General features: G+C 73.3%; 15 protein-coding genes. 5 read left to right on the top strand and 10 right to left on the bottom strand.

Annotated elements, in window-relative coordinates:
• Nucleotides 1-14: 14 nt before the first annotated feature.
• The 5 genes from ACU4ZT_RS01610 to ACU4ZT_RS01590 form a co-directional block, all read right to left on the bottom strand.
• Entirely contained in the window at nt 15-779 is a 765-nt protein-coding gene (locus tag ACU4ZT_RS01610) for a glucosamine-6-phosphate deaminase (protein ID WP_445337724.1), read from the bottom strand.
• The gene (locus tag ACU4ZT_RS01605; protein WP_107490144.1) at nt 776-1,699 is read right to left on the bottom strand and encodes a carbohydrate ABC transporter permease; all 924 of its coding nucleotides are present in this window, start codon (nt 1,697-1,699) and stop codon (nt 776-778) included. The genes ACU4ZT_RS01610 and ACU4ZT_RS01605 overlap by 4 nt, the downstream gene beginning before the upstream one ends.
• A complete protein-coding gene (locus ACU4ZT_RS01600; protein ID WP_063070451.1) occupies nt 1,696-2,637 on the bottom strand; it encodes a carbohydrate ABC transporter permease in 942 nt (313 codons plus the stop codon). Before ACU4ZT_RS01600 ends, ACU4ZT_RS01605 begins: the two co-directional genes overlap by 4 nt.
• Complete coding sequence (locus ACU4ZT_RS01595) at nt 2,634-3,917, bottom strand: ABC transporter substrate-binding protein (protein ID WP_063070452.1); 1,284 nt, start codon at nt 3,915-3,917, stop codon at nt 2,634-2,636. The genes ACU4ZT_RS01600 and ACU4ZT_RS01595 overlap by 4 nt, the downstream gene beginning before the upstream one ends.
• A gap of 93 nt (nt 3,918-4,010) precedes the next feature.
• Complete coding sequence (locus ACU4ZT_RS01590) at nt 4,011-5,015, bottom strand: carbohydrate kinase family protein (protein WP_445337721.1); 1,005 nt, start codon at nt 5,013-5,015, stop codon at nt 4,011-4,013.
• Between the two features lie 200 nt (nt 5,016-5,215).
• Between ACU4ZT_RS01590 and ACU4ZT_RS01585 the strand changes: the two genes are divergently transcribed.
• The 3 genes from ACU4ZT_RS01585 (at nt 5,216) to ACU4ZT_RS01575 (ending at nt 10,592) form a co-directional block, all read left to right on the top strand.
• Nucleotides 5,216-5,962 carry a DeoR/GlpR family DNA-binding transcription regulator gene (locus ACU4ZT_RS01585; RefSeq protein ID WP_270980681.1) on the top strand — a complete coding sequence of 249 codons (747 nt, stop codon included), beginning with the start codon at nt 5,216-5,218 and terminating at the stop codon, nt 5,960-5,962.
• Nucleotides 5,959-7,302, top strand: coding sequence for a 6-phospho-beta-glucosidase (locus tag ACU4ZT_RS01580; protein WP_063070468.1), 1,344 nt, complete (start codon nt 5,959-5,961; stop codon nt 7,300-7,302). Before ACU4ZT_RS01585 ends, ACU4ZT_RS01580 begins: the two co-directional genes overlap by 4 nt.
• 89 nt (nt 7,303-7,391) lie before the next feature.
• Nucleotides 7,392-10,592, top strand: a complete 3,201-nt coding sequence (locus tag ACU4ZT_RS01575) for an alpha-mannosidase (RefSeq protein WP_445337719.1) — start codon at nt 7,392-7,394, stop codon at nt 10,590-10,592.
• Nucleotides 10,593-10,629: 37 nt separating this feature from the next.
• On the opposite strand, the gene ACU4ZT_RS01570 is transcribed toward ACU4ZT_RS01575, so the two are convergent.
• From ACU4ZT_RS01570 to ACU4ZT_RS01555, 4 genes are all read right to left on the bottom strand, one after another.
• Nucleotides 10,630-11,787, bottom strand: coding sequence for an N-acetylglucosamine-6-phosphate deacetylase (locus ACU4ZT_RS01570; RefSeq protein WP_063070470.1), 1,158 nt, complete (start codon nt 11,785-11,787; stop codon nt 10,630-10,632).
• Nucleotides 11,787-12,572: a glucosamine-6-phosphate deaminase gene (gene nagB, locus ACU4ZT_RS01565; RefSeq protein WP_063070471.1), complete on the bottom strand. Its 786-nt coding sequence runs from the start codon at nt 12,570-12,572 to the stop codon at nt 11,787-11,789. Before nagB ends, ACU4ZT_RS01570 begins: the two co-directional genes overlap by 1 nt.
• Complete coding sequence (locus tag ACU4ZT_RS01560) at nt 12,572-14,152, bottom strand: PTS transporter subunit EIIC (protein WP_414763607.1); 1,581 nt, start codon at nt 14,150-14,152, stop codon at nt 12,572-12,574. The genes nagB and ACU4ZT_RS01560 overlap by 1 nt, the downstream gene beginning before the upstream one ends.
• A gap of 107 nt (nt 14,153-14,259) precedes the next feature.
• Entirely contained in the window at nt 14,260-14,709 is a 450-nt protein-coding gene (locus ACU4ZT_RS01555; RefSeq protein ID WP_270980687.1) for a PTS sugar transporter subunit IIA, read from the bottom strand.
• 164 nt (nt 14,710-14,873) lie between these two features.
• Between ACU4ZT_RS01555 and ACU4ZT_RS01550 the strand changes: the two genes are divergently transcribed.
• The gene (locus tag ACU4ZT_RS01550; protein ID WP_063070474.1) at nt 14,874-15,626 is read left to right on the top strand and encodes a GntR family transcriptional regulator; all 753 of its coding nucleotides are present in this window, start codon (nt 14,874-14,876) and stop codon (nt 15,624-15,626) included.
• A gap of 43 nt (nt 15,627-15,669) precedes the next feature.
• Here the strand turns inward: ACU4ZT_RS01550 and ACU4ZT_RS01545 are convergent, their stop codons facing one another.
• On the bottom strand, nt 15,670-16,062 hold the full coding sequence (locus ACU4ZT_RS01545; protein ID WP_063070475.1) for a hypothetical protein: 393 nt from the start codon (nt 16,060-16,062) through the stop codon (nt 15,670-15,672).
• A gap of 251 nt (nt 16,063-16,313) precedes the next feature.
• On the opposite strand from ACU4ZT_RS01545, the gene ACU4ZT_RS01540 reads away from it, so the two are divergent.
• Entirely contained in the window at nt 16,314-16,856 is a 543-nt protein-coding gene (locus ACU4ZT_RS01540) for a hypothetical protein (protein WP_445337715.1), read from the top strand.
• The last annotated feature ends 30 nt before the right edge of the window (nt 16,857-16,886 follow it).

Raw genomic sequence — 16,886 nt, 5'->3', positions numbered from 1 at the left:
TGACGAGCCGCGGGTCAGCCCCGCTCGTCGAGCCCCGCGAGCGCGGCCCGGTCGGCGACCACGGTCACGTGCGGATGCCGCTGCAGCACCGACGCGGGCACGCGCTCGGTCACCGGACCGGCGAGCGCCGCCGCGAGGGCCCGCGCCTTCCGCTCCCCCGAGGCCACGAGCAGGATCCGGCGGGCGGACATGATGGTCACGATGCCCTGCGTGATCGCGTGCGTCGGCACCGCGTCCACGTCGCCGCCGAAGTACCGCGCGTTGTCCCGCCGGGTCGCGCCGGCGAGGCGCACCACCCGGCTGACGCCGTCGAACGGGGAGCCCGGCTCGTTGAAGCCGAGGTGCCCGTTGGCGCCGATGCCCACGATCTGCAGGCCCGCTCCGCCGAGCCGTCGGATCCGCCGCTCGTGCTCGGCCGCGGCCTCGTCCGGATCCGCCGCCGCCCCGTCGGGCACCACCACGCGCGCGTCCGGCACGTCGAGCGGCCCGGCGATGCGCGCCCGCACGAACGCGAGGTACGACTGGGGGTGCCCGGGCGGCAGGCCCACGTACTCGTCGAGGGCGACGAGCGACACCCCGTCCGTGATGAGCGCCCGGTCGCGGTGGCGGCGGCCGAGCTCGGCGTAGAGCGGCTCGGGGCTGGATCCCGTCGCGACGCCGAGCACGCCCGCCGGGTCCTCGCCGAGGAACGCCTGCACGACGTCGGCCGCGGCCGAGCCGAGGCCCGCGGCGTCGTCCACCGCCGTGACCCGCGCCGTGCGCAGCGGGGCGGTCGTCACTTCAGCGCGCCCTTCGCGATGTCGCCGATGAACTGCTTCGCGCCGACGAGGAACACGATGATGAGCGGGATCACCGCGAGCAGCGCGCCCGCCATGACCATTCCGTAGTCCTTGCCGTGGGCGCTGTTGAGCTGGCTCATCGCGACCTGCAGCGTGAGCGTGCCGGGGTCGTTGAGCACGATGAGCGGCCAGAGGTAGTCGTTCCACGCGGCGATGAAGGTGAAGATCCCGAGGAACCCGAGGCCCGGCCGGATGAGCGGCAGGCACACCGTGAGGTACTGGCGGAAGAACCCGGCGCCGTCGATGCGGGCGGCGTCGATGAGCTCGTCCGGCACGCTCGAGATGATGAACTGCCGCAGCCAGAAGATGCCGAAGGCGTTCGCCGCCGCCGGCACGATGAGCGCCTGCAGCTGGCCGACCCAGCCGAGGTTGATCATCGTCACGAACTGCGGGATCACCGACAGCTGCGCGGGCAGCATGAAGGTCACGAGCAGCAGCGCGAACAGCGCGCGCCGGCCCGGGAACTCGTACTTCGCGAACGTGAACGCCGCGATCGAGTCGAAGAACAGCACGAGCACGGTGACGGACACCGCGACGATCACGGTGTTCATGAGCGATCCGCCGAAGTCGATCGTGCGGAACACGGCCTGGATGTTGTCCCACAGGTACGGCCCCGGCACGAGCACGGGCGGCGACTTGTAGATGTCGCTCGTGGTGTTGCTCGCCATCACGACGAGCCAGTACAGCGGGAACAGGCTGACGATGGATCCCGCGAACAGCACGCCGTGCAGGATCACCCGCCCGGGCGGCAGCTGCCGGCGCCCCGCGGGACGACCGGCGCGCTCGTCGCGCGGGCGCCCGGAGGCCTGGTCGGCGAGGCGGGCCGCGGCGGATCCCGCGGCGTGGACGGTCGCGCTCATGCGCGGTCTCCCTTCCTCGTGCCGGGCACGCGCACGGCCTTCTCCTTCTTCTCCGACCCGAGCCGGAAGCTGATGATGGAGAAGATCACCACGAGCAGGAACACGCCCCACGCGATGGCGGCGCCGTAGCCGAAGCGGTTGTAGTTGAAGGCCTGCTGGTAGAAGTACAGGACGGTCGTGAGGCCGGCCTGGCCCGCGCCGCCCGAGTTCGGGTTCGTCGTGCTGGAGGAGGCCGTGAGCACCTGCGCCTCGGTGAAGCTCTGCAACCCGGTGATGGTCGAGACCACCAGCACGAACAGGATCGTGGGGCGCAGGAGCGGCAGCGTCACCGACCAGAAGGTGCGGATCGCGCCGGCGCCGTCGAGCTTCGCGGCCTCGTAGACCTCGGTGCCGATGGCCTGCATGCCCGCGAGGAAGATGATCGCGTTGTAGCCGGTCCACTGGTACGTGATGAGCACCGCGATGGTGACCTGGATCGCCCACGGCGTCGACAGCCACGGCACGCCGTCGAGCCCGATCGCGCGGAGCCCCGCGTTCACGAGGCCGAAGCTGTCGCCGAAGATCGAGCCGAAGAGCACGGCCATCGCCACCACGCTGGTGACGTTCGGCACGAAGTAGCTGATCTTGTAGAAGGTGCTGAGCCGCTTCGCCGAGTTGAGCATCGCCGCGACGACGACCGCGATGGCCATCATCGGGAACGTCGACAGGGCGAAGATGATCAGCGTGTTCCGGATGGAGAGCCAGAACGTGGCGTCGGCCGCGAGGGCCTGGAAGTTCGCGAGGCCCACCCACTTCGCCGTGCCGAGGCCGTTCCAGTCCTGGAACGAGAGCACGAGCGAGTAGAGCGCGGGGAACAGGCCGAAGACCAGGAACAGGACGAAGAACGGCGCGATCGCGACGTAGTACGGCCACGTGCGGCGGACGACGGTGGGGATCACTGCTTCGCGGTCTTCAGGGCGGCCTCGCCCGCGGCGACGGCGTCGGAGTAGGCCTGGTCGGGGTCCTTGCCGAGCGAGGTCACGTTCTGCAGCTCCGTGACGAACGCGGCCTGGACCTGGTTGTCGTACGGGCTCGTGTAGGCGGTGGGCATCTTCGCCGCGGCGTCGGCGAAGATCCCGACGGTCGACTGGCCGCCGAAGAAGTCGTCGCCCTTCTGCAGCTCCGGGGAGTCGTAGGCGGCGGTGGCCGACGGGAAGATGCCCTTGTCGGCGTACGCGGTGACCTGGTTGTCCTCGCTCAGCACGTCCTTGATCACGGCGAAGGCCGCCTGCGGGTCCTTGGTGCCGGCGGGGATGGAGAGGAAGGAGCCGCCGATGTTGGCCGGGCCGCCGGGCATGGGCGCCACGCGCCAGTCGCCGGAGGTGTCGGCCGTCGCGCTCTTGAGGTCGGCCTGGTACCAGGACGCGCCGAGGAGGGCCGGGAGGGATCCGTTGCTGATGGCCGACGCCCAGTCCGGGCTGCCGTCGGTCACGTTCGCGGTGAGGCCGTCCTGGTAGGCGAGCACCGCGCGGTCCCACGCGGCCTTCACGGTGGCGCTGTCGCCCGTGTAGTTCCCGTCCTCGTCGACGAACCGGGTGGTGCCCTGGCCGAGCGACTTGGTGAACACGTCGGAGGCGTCCACGAAGATCGCGCCGCCGGTGGCCGCCTTGAGCTTCTTGCCGAAGGCGAAGTAGTCGTCCCAGGTGGCGGTGGCCTTGGCCACGTCGGCGGGCTCGCTCGGCAGGCCGGCCTTCTTGAACACGTCCGCGCGGTAGTAGAGCGCGGTGGGGCCGATGTCGATGGGGAGGCCGAGGAGCTGGCCGTCCTTCGTGGTGGCCTCCTCGAGCTTCCACGCCGGGTACTGGCCGGCGACGTCCTTCGCGCCGAGCTGGTCGAGGTCCTCGAAGAGCCCGTCCTCGCTGCGGAAGTACGGCATGTCCTCGCCCTTGACGCCCGTGACGGACGGCAGGCCCGAGCGGCCGGTGAAGGTGGTGACGAGCTTCTGCTTGAAGTCGCCGCCGATGGTGGAGACGTTGAGCGTGGTGCCCGGCACCTCCGCCGGCACCTTGTCGAGCACCGTCTGGCTGAGGCCGTCCGGCCAGATCCAGAGGTCGAGCTGCCCGCCGGCCGAGGATCCCGACGACGAGCAGGAGGCGAGGACCGGCGCGAGGAGCGCGAGGGTCGCGACGCCGACGACGATGCGCCGGGCGCGAGCGCGGCGGGCGGAGGGGATGGGCATGGTGGTTCTCGATTCGGTGGGGGACGGGCGGGTCGGAGCGGGCGGTCGGGGTCGGGGTCGGGGTCGGGGAGCAGGGGGACGCGGCGGGCCGGCTCAGGCGAGCAGGCGGTCGGCGTCGGGGCGGGAGAGGGCGTCGGCGAGGTAGTCGTAGCGGCCGGGCTCGGCGGCCTCGGGGTGCGCGCGCAGCCACGGCACGAGCTCGTCGAGCCGCGGGGCTCCGGCCGCGCCGCCGGGGCGGGTGACCGTGATCCCCGCCACGAGGCACGCGAAGTCCACGCGCTCGGTGAGGGACCATGGCGCGCGGGCCGAGGCGGCGAGCGATGCGCCGAAGACGTCGCCCGCGCCGGTCGCGTCGACCGCGCGCACGGCGAGCGGCGGTCGGACGACCTCCTCGCCGCGGGCGGAGTCGACGGCGACGACGCCGCGGGATCCGGAGGTGACGACGCTGAGCGGCACGCGCGCGCCGAGCGCCCGGGCGGCCTCGACCGCGGAGCCGGTGCCCGTGTACGCGGCGGCCTCCAGCTCGTTGGGGAGGAAGGCGTGGCACTCGTCGAGCTGCTCGAGGATGGCCGGGTCCCACCGCTCGGACGGGTCCCAGCCGACGTCGGCGTACACGTCGGTGCCCGCGGCGGCGGCGCGGCCGACCCAGGAGCTGCGGTGCGGATCCAGGTGCACGAGCGCCGCGGCGACGGCCGGGACGGCGCCCGGCACGAGCTCGTCGGAGCTGAGCGGGCAGGCGACGCCGCCCGTGACCATGGCGCGGTCGTCGTCGTAGCCGAGCGACGCCGTGACGGGCAGCGACCAGCCCTCCAGCGTGACGAGGTGGTGGAGGTCGACCCCCTCCGCGGCGAGCTCGGCGCGCACGAGGCGGGAGAACGGATCCACGCCCACGGCGGCGGCGATGACGGTGGGCACCCCGAGGCGCGCGCCGGCGACGGCGAAGTTGGCGATGCCGCCGGGGCCGTGGCCGAACGACGAGGTCCAGATCTCGTGGCCCGGCCGGGGGCCGCTCGGCAGGTCGCCGAAGACGACGTCCGCGAACAGCTGGCCGACGACCAGCAGGCCGGCGGGCCGCTCGGGGCGGGGGGCTGCGGACACGGTGACCTCGGCTTCTCGGGATCGCGCCGTGCGGACACGGCGGATGGGGTGGTCCGCCGACGGCGACTCTGCCGGTGGACGCGGTCGTCGGGTGAGCGGCGACCGGTAGTGACGTTTCTAGCCCATGTGAGCACATGGATGGAAGACCTTGTTCATTACGAGATTGTTTCTGACTGATCCTGCGCGCTAATGTTCACTTCATGAGAGACGCCCGGGAGTTCGTGATCCTCGACCGGCTGCGCGCCACGCGCAGCGCCACGGTCGCCGAGCTGGCCGAGGCCGCGGGCACGAGCGACGCCACCATCCGCCGCGACCTCGCCCGTCTCGACGAGCAGGGCGCGCTCCGGCGCACGCACGGCGGCGCCGTCCTCGTCGAGGTGGACGCGCCGTTCGCCGAGGTCGAGCAGGTCAACCGCGAGGCCAAGGAGCGCATCGCCCGGGCCGCGGCCGCGCAGATCCTCGACGGCCAGTCGGTCGTGCTCGACATCGGCACGACCACGCTGCACCTCGCGGAGCAGCTGCGCGGGCGCTCCCTCACGGTCATCACCGCCAGCATCGCCGCGTTCGACGTGCTGCGCGACGACCGGAGCGTGCGGCTCATCCTGCTGCCCGGCGACTGGGATCCGGTCTACCGCTCGGTGTCCGGCCCGCTCACCGCCGAGAGCCTGCGGATGCTGCACGCCGACCACGCCTTCGTGGGCGTGAGCGGCATCGCCGACAACGGCGACCTGCGCGACACGACGATGGCCCAGGTGCCCATCAAGCGCGCGATGGCGGAGGTGAGCGACCGGGTCACGGTGCTCGCCGACTCCTCCAAGTTCCCGGGCACCGGCGCCGGCCGCGTCGCCCCCACCGCGTCGCTGACGCAGCTGATCACCGAGGCCGCCCCGCACGAGCGGGTGTCGCAGGGCCTCGCGGACAAGGGAGTGTCGGTGACCGTCGCATGAGGCTCACGATCCTGGGCGGGGGCGGCTTCCGCGTCCCGCTCGTCTACTCGGCGCTCTTGCGCGACCACGAGGCCGGCCGCGTCTCGCACGTGGCCCTCTACGACACCGACGAGGTGCGCCTCACGGCCGTCGCGCGCGTGCTCGCGGAGCAGGCCGCGGCGTACCCGGACGCGCCCGTCATCTCGCTGCACACCGACCTCGACGAGGCGCTCGCGGGCGCCGCGTTCGTGTTCTCGGCGATCCGCGTGGGCGGCATGGCCGGGCGCTCGTGCGACGAGCGGCTCGGCATGGCGCACGGCGTCATCGGGCAGGAGACCGTCGGCTACGGCGGCATCTCCTACGCGCTGCGGACGCTGCCGGTCGTGATGGACCTGGCCGAGCGGATCCGGGCGCAGGCCCCCGACGCCTGGGTCATCAACTTCACGAACCCCGCGGGCGTCGTGACCGAGGCCATGTCGCGCGTGCTCGGCGACCGCGTCATCGGCATCTGCGACTCCCCCATCGGCCTCGCCCGCCGCGTGCTCGGCGCGCTCGGCGTCGCGGGCGACGACGTGGTCATCGACTACGCGGGGCTCAACCACCTCGGCTGGCTGCGCGGCCTCCGGGTCGACGGCCGCGACGTGCTGCCGGACCTCATGGCCCGGCCCGACCTCATCGGCACGTTCGAGGAGGGCCGGCTCTTCGGCGCCGAGTGGGTCACCGAGCTCGGCGCCGTGCCGAACGAGTACCTGCACTACTACTACTTCCAGCGCGAGGTGCGGCACGCCGACCAGCTCGCCGCGCAGACCCGCGGCGGCTTCCTCGTGGAGCAGCAGGGCCGGTTCTACGAGCAGCTCGAGCACCGGCACGACGTGTCCGCGCTGGCGCTCTGGGAGCGCACGCGGCTCGACCGCGAGACCACGTACATGGCCACGAACCGGCAGTCGGCCGGCATGGGCGACCGCGACGAGGGCGATCTCGTCTCGGGCGGCTACGAGGACGTCGCGATCGCGCTCATGCGCGGCATCGCGTACGACCAGAGCGCGCGGCTGATCCTCAACGTGCGGAACCGCGGCACGCTCGCGGCCCTCGACGCGGACGCCGTGGTCGAGGTGCCGTGCGTGGTCGACGCCTCGGGCGCGCATCCGGTCGCGGGCACCCAGCTCCCCGACTTCGGCGTGGGCCTCGTCACCAACGCGAAGTACGTGGAGCGGCAGACCATCGAGGCCGGCCTCGGCGGATCCCGCGCCGCGGCCGTCCGCGCCCTCGCGCACCACCCGCTCGTCGACTCCGTCACCGTCGCGCGCTCCCTGCTGGAGGACGCGATGCACGCGTTCCCGGCGCTGTCCTACCTGCGCTGACCGCCGGTCGCGCCCGGCTCCCGCCGCCCGCGCCTCCCTCCCGCACGCCCCTCCCGCCCGTCCCCACCCCCGAACCCGGAGGACTCCCCATGCACCAGAACCAGAAGCTCGTCCAGGAGCGGATCCTCCGCGCGCTCGACGAGCGGATCACCCCCGCGGTCTACTCGTCGAAGACGCCCGTGACCCTGCGCGCGTGGATGGCGCCCGACGAGCCCGTGCCCGTCGCCGAGGCGATGCGGCAGGAGTACGCGCCGTTCGAGCTCGGCCAGCCGTGGGGCCGCGCGTGGTCCACGTGGTGGTTCGAGGTCACGGGCGAGGTGCCCGCCGAGTGGGCCGGCCGCACGGTCGAGCTGCTCATCGACCCCGGCTTCATCGGCGACTGGCCGGGCAACCAGGCCGAGTGCCTCGTGCACACCATGGACGGCGTGCCGGTCAAGGGGATCCACCCGCGCAACACCTACGTGCGCCTCGCCGACGAGGCCGCGGGCGGCGAGCAGGTGCGCTTCCTCGTGGAGGCGGCGGGGAACCCGGACATCCTCGTGAACGAGTTCGTGCCGACCCCCTACGGGGACAAGGCGACCGCGCCCGCCGAGCCCATCTACCGCTTCCGCCAGGCCGAGCTCGCGGTGTTCGAGCCCGAGGTGTGGGCGCTGCGCTTCGACGTCGAGGTGCTGTACCAGCTGCTGATGGAGCTGCCCGAGACCGAGCCGCGCCGCCACGAGGTGCTCCGCGTGATCGAGCGCGCGCTCGACGTGCTGGCGATGGACGACATCGTCGGCACGGCCGCGGCCGCCCGCGCCGAGCTCGCCGAGGTGCTCTCCCGCAAGGCCGTGCCGAGCGCCCACACGCTGAGCGGCATCGGCCACGCCCACATCGACAGCGCCTGGCTCTGGCCCATCCGCGAGACGAAGCGCAAGACCGCTCGCACCTTCTCCAACGTGCTCCGGCTCGCCGAGCAGTACCCCGACTTCCGCTTCGCGTGCTCGCAGGCGCAGCAGTACGCCTGGGTGAAGGAGAACTACCCGACGGTGTTCGAGGGCATCAAGCAGGCTATCGCCGACGGCACGTGGTACCCGGTCGGATCCATGTGGATCGAGCCCGACGGCAACCTGCCGGGCGGCGAGGCGATGATCCGCCAGCTCACCCACGGCATGCGCTTCTTCCAGGAGGAGCTCGGCGTCGAGACCCACGGCGTGTGGCTGCCCGACTCGTTCGGCTACACGGCGTCGTTCCCGCAGATCGCGAAGCTCGCCGGGCTCGACTGGTTCCTCACGCAGAAGCTCTCCTGGAACCAGACGAACACGTTCCCGCACCACACCTTCTTCTGGGAGGGCATCGACGGGTCGCGGATCTTCACGCACTTCCCGCCCATCGACACCTACAACTCCACGCTCGAGGCGGAGGAGACGCACCACGCCGTGCGGCAGTTCCGCGAGAAGGGCCGCGCGACCATGTCGCTCGCGCCCTTCGGCTACGGCGACGGCGGAGGCGGGCCCACGCGCGACATGATGGAGCGCCAGCGCCGCACGGCCGACCTCGAGGGGTCGCCGAAGGTGGTCGTCGAGCACCCGGACGACTTCTTCCGCAAGGCCGAGGCCGAGTACCCGGACGCGCCCGTCTGGGTCGGCGAGCTGTACCTCGAGCTGCACCGCGGCACGTTCACCTCGCACGCCCGCGAGAAGCGCGGCAACCGCCAGGCCGAGCACCGCCTCCGCGAGGCCGAGCTGTGGTGGACGATCGCGGCCGTCCGCACGGGCGCCGACTACCCGTACGCGGCGCTCGACCGGCTCTGGAAGCAGACGCTGCTGCAGCAGTTCCACGACATCCTCCCCGGCTCCTCCATCACGTGGGTGCATCGGGAGAACGAGGAGGACTACGCCCGCAGCCTCGCCGAGCTCGACGCGCTCGTGGCCGACGCGATCGCGCGGGTCACGGCGCAGGCGGTCGCGGACGGCGAGGGCGACGGATCCGGCGCGTTCGCGGTGAACTCGACCGGCCACGCACGCACGGCGCTCGTGGAGGCGCCCGACGGATCCGCGCTCGCGCTCGTCGCGGTGCCCGGCAGCGGCATCGCGCCGCTCGTCGCGGTGGAGCCGGCCTCCCCCGTCGTCACGACGCGCGCCGACGGCGGCACCGTGCTCGACAACGGGCTGCTCCGCGTCACGATCGACGCGCGCGGCCTCGTCACCTCGATCCTCGACCTCCGCCACGCCGACCGCGAGCTCGTGCCCGCCGGCCGCGTCGCGAACCTGCTCCAGCTGCACGAGGACATCCCCACGGCGTGGGACGCCTGGGACGTCGACGCGCACTACCGCGCGAGCCGCACCGACCTGGTCGAGGCCGAGTCGGTCGAGCTCGTCGAGGACTCGCCGCTCCGCGCGACCGTCGAGGTGGTCCGCCAGTTCGGGCGCTCGCGCGTCGTGCAGCGGGTGTCGCTGCACGCGGACGACGCCCGGATCCACGCCACGGCCGACCTCGACTGGCTCGAGGACGAGAAGCTCCTCAAGGTGTCGTTCCCGCTCACGATCCACGCGCAGCACCACAGCGCCGAGATCCAGTTCGGGCACGTCCGCCGTCCCACGCACACGAACACGTCGTGGGACGAGGCGCGCTTCGAGGTCATGGCGCACCGCTTCGTGCACGTGGAGGAGCCCGGCTACGGCGTCGCGCTCACCAACGCGGGCAGCTACGGCCACGACATCACGCGCACGGTCGGCGCGACGGGCGAGGTGGAGACGGAGATGCGGATCAGCCTGGTCCGGGCGGCGCGCTCCCCCGACCCGGTGCAGGACATCGGCCACCACCGGTTCGAGTACGCGCTCGTTCCGGGCGTCGGCATCGAGGGCGCGGTGGACGCGGGGCTGGAGCAGAACCTGCCGGTGCGCGTCGTGCGGCCCGGCGAGGAGACCGGGGCGGTGGCCGCCGTCGCGCCCGCGGCCGCGGTCGGATCCGCCGCCACGCCGGACGCGGCCGTCCCGTCGTCGCTGCCCACCGCCTCCGGGCTCGTCACGGTGCACGGCGGCACCGTGCGGATCGAGGCGCTGAAGCTCGCCGACGACGGCTCGGGCGACGTGATCGTGCGGCTCTACGAGTCCACGGGCGCACGCACCGCCACCCGCCTCGAGGCGCACCTCGACGCCCAGCGCCTCACCGAGGTCGACGTGCTGGAGCGCCCCCTCGGCGACGGCTTCCCGCGGGCGATCGCCTTCCAGCCGGAGGACGACGGACGCGGGGCGCGGCTCGTGCTGCGGGCGTTCCAGGTTGTCACGGTGCGGATCCACCGGACCTGACGCGAGTCGACGCCCGCCCTCCCGGCCGCGGCCGCGGCTAGCCGACGGGAGGGCGGATCGCGTCCCCCGCGATCCACACCGCCGACGGCTGCCAGGCGGCGTCCCACCACACGAGGTCGGCGGACGCCCCCGCGGCGACGTGGCCGATGTCGGTGCGCCCGAGGGATCGGGCGGCGTTCTCGGTGCACGCGGCGAGCACGCGGGCCGGATCCAGTCCCGCGCCGATCATGCGCCGCACCCCCTCGTCGAGCACCACGCCCGCCCCGGCGATGGTGCCGTCGCGCCGGCGCCCGAGGCCCGAGGCGTCGTTGGCTACGGGCTTCCCGCCGAACTCGTGCCACTCCCCGGGCTCCCGCCCGGCGGTCACGATGGCATCGGTCACCCCGACCATGCGCCTGCCGGCAGCGCCCATGACGAGCGACACGACCCGGGGGTCGAGGTGCTGGCCGTCGATGATCGTCCCGACGAAGAAGCGCTCGTCGGTGAGGACCGCGCCCGGCACGCCCGGTTCCCGGTGCTTCAGGGGGCGCTGGGCGTTGAACACGTGCGTGGTCATCGTCGCGCCGGCGTCGCCGGCCGCGCGCACCTGGTCCGCGGTGGCGTCGCTGTGGCCGACGGAGACGACGCAGCCCTCCGCGACCAGCCGCCGCGTCGCCTCCTCCGCGCCCGGCAGCTCCGGGGCGAGCGTGACCGTCCGCAGCGCGGCGCGGGCCGCCGGATCCGCGAGCAGCGCATCGAGGTGGGCGGGGGTCGGGAGGAGCATGCACTCCACGCGATGCGCGCCCTTGCGCGCGGGCGAGATGAACGGGCCCTCGAGGTGGGCCCCCAGGATCCGGGCCACCGGCTCGCCGGCGAACTCGCCCTGGGCGCGCCCGACGCGGGCGAGGGCGCTCGCGATCTCGGGCAGCGGCGCGGTGATCACGGTCGGCTCGACCCCCGTGACGCCGCGCGAGGCGAGCCCGGCCAGGAGGGTGCGCCAGCCCGCGGTGTCCGCCGACGCGACGTCGACGCCGAACGAGCCGTTGACCTGGAGGTCCAGCAGGCCCGCGCTGAGCGTCCCGTCGACGAGGTCGTGGTCGACGACCTCGGTCCCCGTCGCCGCGTGGACGGCCGTGATCCGCCCCGCGGCCACGTCGACGACGACCGGCCCCGTGAACGCGCCGTCGACCAGCGCGCGGGCGGCGCGCAGCCGCATCAGAGGCCCTGCCCGGCCGGCTTGCCCGCGAAGGTCTCGCGGTAGTGCTCGACGAACTCGAGCTCGGCGGCGGCCTCCTCGTCGACGACCACCGTGGCGTGCGGGTGAAGCTGCAGCACCGACGCGGGCCAGCGCGCCGACAGCGCCCCCTCGACGGCCGCGCGCACCGCCTGCGCCTTGGCCCGGCCGAAGCCGAGCATGATCGCGTGCCGGCTGTCGAGGATCGTCGCCAGCCCCTGCGTGAGGCAGTGCGTGGGCACCCGATCGACGTCGTCGCCGAAGAAGCGCGCGTTGTCCCGCCGGGTGCGGGCCGTGAGGGTCTTGAGGCGCGTGCGGCTGCCGAGGCTCGACATCGGCATGTTGAAGGCCAGGTGCCCGTCCGTGCCGATGCCGAGGACCTGCAGGTCGATGCCGCCGGCCTCCCGGATGGCCCGCTCGTAGGCGGGACCCTCCTCCAGCGGGTCGGATCCGGCGTCGCCCGGGCCGCGGATCGCGCCGGGGGCGAAGTCGACGTGCCGCTCGAGCTCCTCCGCGATGAACGCGCGGTACCGCTCGGGGTGCCCGGCGGGCAGCCCCACGTACTCGTCGAGGAGGAAGGCCCGGGCCCGCGCGAAGCTCAGCCCCTCCTCCCGGTGGCGCCGGATGAGCTCCCGGTACAGCGGCAGGGGCGTCGAGCCGGTCGCCAGGCCGAGCACCGCATCCGGCCGGCGCTCGAGCAGCGCGCTGCAGGCGTCGGCGACGAGCGGGGCGGCGTCCTCCGCGGTCGGGACGACCACGACCTCCATCAGAGGGCCTCGCGCATCGCGTCCTTCAGGGACTCCGCGCGGGGGCCGAAGACCGCCTGGACGTTGTCCCCCACCTCCATCACGCCGGCCGCGCCCAGCTCCTTGAGGCGCGCGTGGTCGACGAGCGCCCGGTCCGCGACCTCGACGCGCAGGCGCGTGATGCACGCGTCGACGAGGACGAGGTTGTCGCGCCCGCCGAAGGCCGCGATCAGCCGCTCGGCGGTGGGGGCCGACGCGGCGACGGCGGGGCCGGCGGGGCCGGCGGGGCCGGCGCCCGGAGGCGCAGGGGCGGCGGCCCCGGCGTCCGCATCCGAAGGCGCATCCGCATCCGCGTGGGCGACCCCGTCGACCGGCGCCACCACCTCCTCCCGGCCCGGCGTGCGCAGGTTCCACCTCGCGATGACGAGGCGGAAGAGCAGGTAGTAGACGGCGAAGTACGCCACGCCCATGACCACGATCAGCCAGACGTTCTTGGCCGCGGGGGCGGTGCCGTAGAGCAGCAGGTCGAAGAGGCCCGTCGAGAACGAGAAGCCGAGGTGGATGTCGAGCAGGTTCGCGATCGCGAGCGAGAGCCCGGTGAGCAGGGCGTGCACGACGTACAGCGGGAAGGCCGCGAACATGAACGCGAACTCGAGGGGCTCGGTGATGCCGGTGAGGAACGCCGTGAGACCCGTCGCGCCGAGGACGCCGATGGCCGCCTTGCGCTGCGCGGGGTTCGACAGGTGGATCATCGCCAGCGCCGCGGCGGGGAGCCCGAACATGAGCACCGGGTAGAAGCCCGACGTGAGCGTGCCCGCCGTCGGGTCACCGGCGGCGAAGCGGGTCACCTCGCCCGTGACGACGCTCCCGTCGGCCTTCGTGTAGGAGCCCTGGAGGAACCAGACGTAGGAGTTGAGGATGTGGTGCAGGCCCACCGGGAGGAGCATCCGGTTCGCGAAGCCGTACACGAAGGCGCCGAGCGCGCCCGTGCCGCCGATGAACGCGCCGAGACCGGAGAGGCCCAGGTCGAAGACCGGGTAGGCGTAGCTCAGCCCGAAGCCGATGACGAGGCTCACGAGGGAGACGATGATCGGCACGAACCGGCGCCCGCCGAAGAAGCCCAGGGCGGCGGGCAGCTGGATGGTGTGGTACCGGTCGAACAGCCAGGCGGTCACGAGGCCCACGACGATCCCGCCGAAGACGCTGTAGTTGATCAGCACCTGCTCGCCGGCGACCGTCTTCTGGCCGGCGAGCACCACCGGCGACATGACCTTGAACACGTTCGAGAGCACGAGGTAGCCGACGACCGCCGAGAGCGCGGTCGAGCCGTCGGCCTTCTTGGCGAATCCGATGGCGACACCCACGGCGAACAGGAGCGCCAGGTTGTCGAACAGCGCGCCCCCGGCGGCGCTCATGGCCTGGAAGAACGTGCCGACGACGGGCAGGTCGATGCTGCCGAGCAGGTCGGGCTGCCCGATCCGGAGCAGGATCCCGGCCGCGGGCAGCACGGCGATCGGGAGCATCAGGCTCGTGCCGAGGCGCTGCATCTGGGCGAAGCCCGGGACGGCGCGTCGGCGACGCGGCGGGGCGGTGGCGGTCATGGGTTCTCCTTCGCGGTGGGCACCGGTGATGGGTGGAGCGGCGGATCCTCGGGTCGGGCGGGCGGTCGAGCGGGCGGGCGGGCGGGCCCGCGGACTCCCCGGGCGGGTCAGACGGAGAGCAGCGGGGAGCCGGGGAGCAGGCCGGCCCCCTCGTCCACGAGCACGCGGACGTCCTCCGGCGAGCGTTCGAGCACGATGACGGGGACGACGCTGGACAGGCCGGCGGCGAGGATCGCGGGGACGTCGTAGGCGATGACGGGAGCGCCCGCGGCGACGCGGTCCCCCTTGGCAGCGAAGGCCGTGAAGCCCGCGCCCGCGAGGCCGACGGTGTCGATGCCGAGATGGACGAGCACCGCGAGGCCGTCGTCGGCCGCGACCACGAAGGCGTGCGGGAAGACCTGCAGCAGCGTCCCGGCGATGGGCGCGACCACGTCGACGATCTCGGCGGGCGGCGCGATCGCCACCCCGGGCCCCATCGCCCCCGCGGCGAACAGCGCATCGGGCACGGACGGCAGGGGCAGGGCGACCCCCACGAGCGGGGACAGCACACGGACCACGGGGACTCCTCGATGGGACGGACGACTGGTATGCACCAGTGCCGAGCATCTAGAGTCGATGGGACGAAGATCGCCCACACGACGGGGAAACGCGGCTGCAACTGGTACGTACCGGTGAAGCTACGTGCCGCCACCCCGTCGTGTCAACGCCGAGAGACGCGCACATGCCCCGACCCCGCGATGCCGCCGCCGCCCGGACCGCCGTAGTCGCCCCCGGCCCGGTCCCCAAGCACGCCCAGCTGCGGGCGATCCTGCTCGCCGACATCGGCGGCGCGTGGCCCGCGCACGCCGCCATCCCGTCGGAGCGGGAGCTCGCGACCACCCACGACGTGAGCCGCGCGACCGTGCGGCAGGCGCTGCGGCAGCTCATCGAGGAGCAGCGGCTCTACACGGTGCAGGGGAAGGGCACGTTCGTGGCCGGGGAGCGGATCCAGTCGCAGCTGCACCTCGCCTCCTTCACGGAGGACATGCGGCGGCGCGGGATGGTGGCGACCACGCTCGTGCGACGCGTCGGGATCAGCGCCCCGCCGCTCGAGGCGCGCGCCGCCCTGGGCCTCGACGAGCACGAGCGCGCCTGGGCCGTCGAGCGGCTGCGGCTGGCCGACGGCACCCCCATGGCCCTCGAGCTCGGCTGGTACTCCGCACGCGTGGCGGCGGACCTCGGCGACCACGACCTCAGCGCCTCGCTCTACGGCGTGCTCGCGGAGCGGTACGGGGTGCACATCGACAGCGCGGAGCAGACGGTGTGGGCCGAGGCCGCGGATGCCGACACCGCCGAGGCGCTGCAGGTGACCGCCGGATCCTCGACCCTGGTGTTCCGCCGGAGCTCCCGCGCCGGGGGGACCCCCGTCGAGCACGTGACGTCGTGGTACCGCGGCGATCGCTACCAGGTGCACATGGCGCTCGCCGCCGACTGACCCACGCCCGCCGGGGGCGACGCAGGCGCGGTGGCTGCCGCCGCTAGTTGAGCGCCTTGCCGCCGGTGGTGAGCGGCTCGACCGAGCTGGGGGTCAGCGCGAGGGCGAGGCCCGAGAGGCCGAGGCCGAAGAAGAGGAAGTCGTCGACGATCGTGAACCCGGTGGGCGTGAGGCCGCCGAGCTCGTCGTCCACGATGCTGAGGACGCCCATGAGCGTGAACAGGCCGCCGAACGCGGTGAGCGTTCCGCGGATCGCGCCGGGGCCGATCTGCCGGGTGCCGGCGAGCAGCAGCACGACGGCGCTCGCGAGGTAGAGGACGTCGACGAAGAAGTCGACGTTGAGGATCCCGAGCAGGTGCGAGCCCTCGATGAACAGACCCACGAACCCGTGGCCGCCGAGCACGGCCGCGACCATCACCATCCACGCCTTGCCCATGATCCGGTTCCCCTCGGTGACGGACCCGCCGCTCGACGGGCACGGTCTCCACCGAACCGGGCGCGGAGGGGAGCGCCAAGGTCGCGCGGCGGGACTCCCAGGATCCGTTGAGGTCTCCGCCGACGGCGCCGCCGCCCCCGGATGCTGGACATCCTCCGCCCGGCGACACACTGCTCGATCCCCGGCGTAGCGTCCGACGCACAGCACATCGGCCGGCCAGGAGCCGGCCTCGACACGACTCGGAGATGCACATGTCAGAACGCAACACCGTCATCCGCAGCATGCACGACCTCGGCCTCGCGGCCTGGTTCGGCGGGTCCCTCATGGGCGCGGTCGGGCTCAACGGGGCGGCCGCCGCCGCGAAGCTGCCCCAAGAGCGCCTGCGCCTCTCGTCCATCGGCTGGGCGAAGTGGGCGCCCGTGCAGCTCGCCGCCCTCGGCGCGCACGCCGTCGGCGGGCTCGGCCTGATCTACGCGAACAAGGGCCGCCTCGCCGGCCAGAGCGAGGCCCGCTCCAACACCAACGTGAAGGCCGTGCTGACCATCGCCGCCGCCGGCACGACGCTCTACTCCGCGATCGTCGGCGCGAAGATGGCCAAGCACCAGGACGAGGGCGCCGCCGGCACCACCGAGCCCGGTGCGGGCTCCTCGAAGGAGCTCGCGGCCGCCCAGAAGAAGCAGAAGGCGCTCCAGTGGATCATCCCCGCGATGACCTCGGTGCTCGTCGTGCTCGCCGCCCAGCAGGGCGAGCAGCAGCGGCCGGTCGCCGGCTGGATCGACCGCATCAAGCACTAGGCGCGACGCGTCACGACGGCGGGGCGCCTC

The organism is Clavibacter davisi (genome assembly GCF_052751415.1).
Note: the sequence above shows the minus strand (reverse complement) of the source record. Positions and strands in the feature narration are given on the sequence as shown.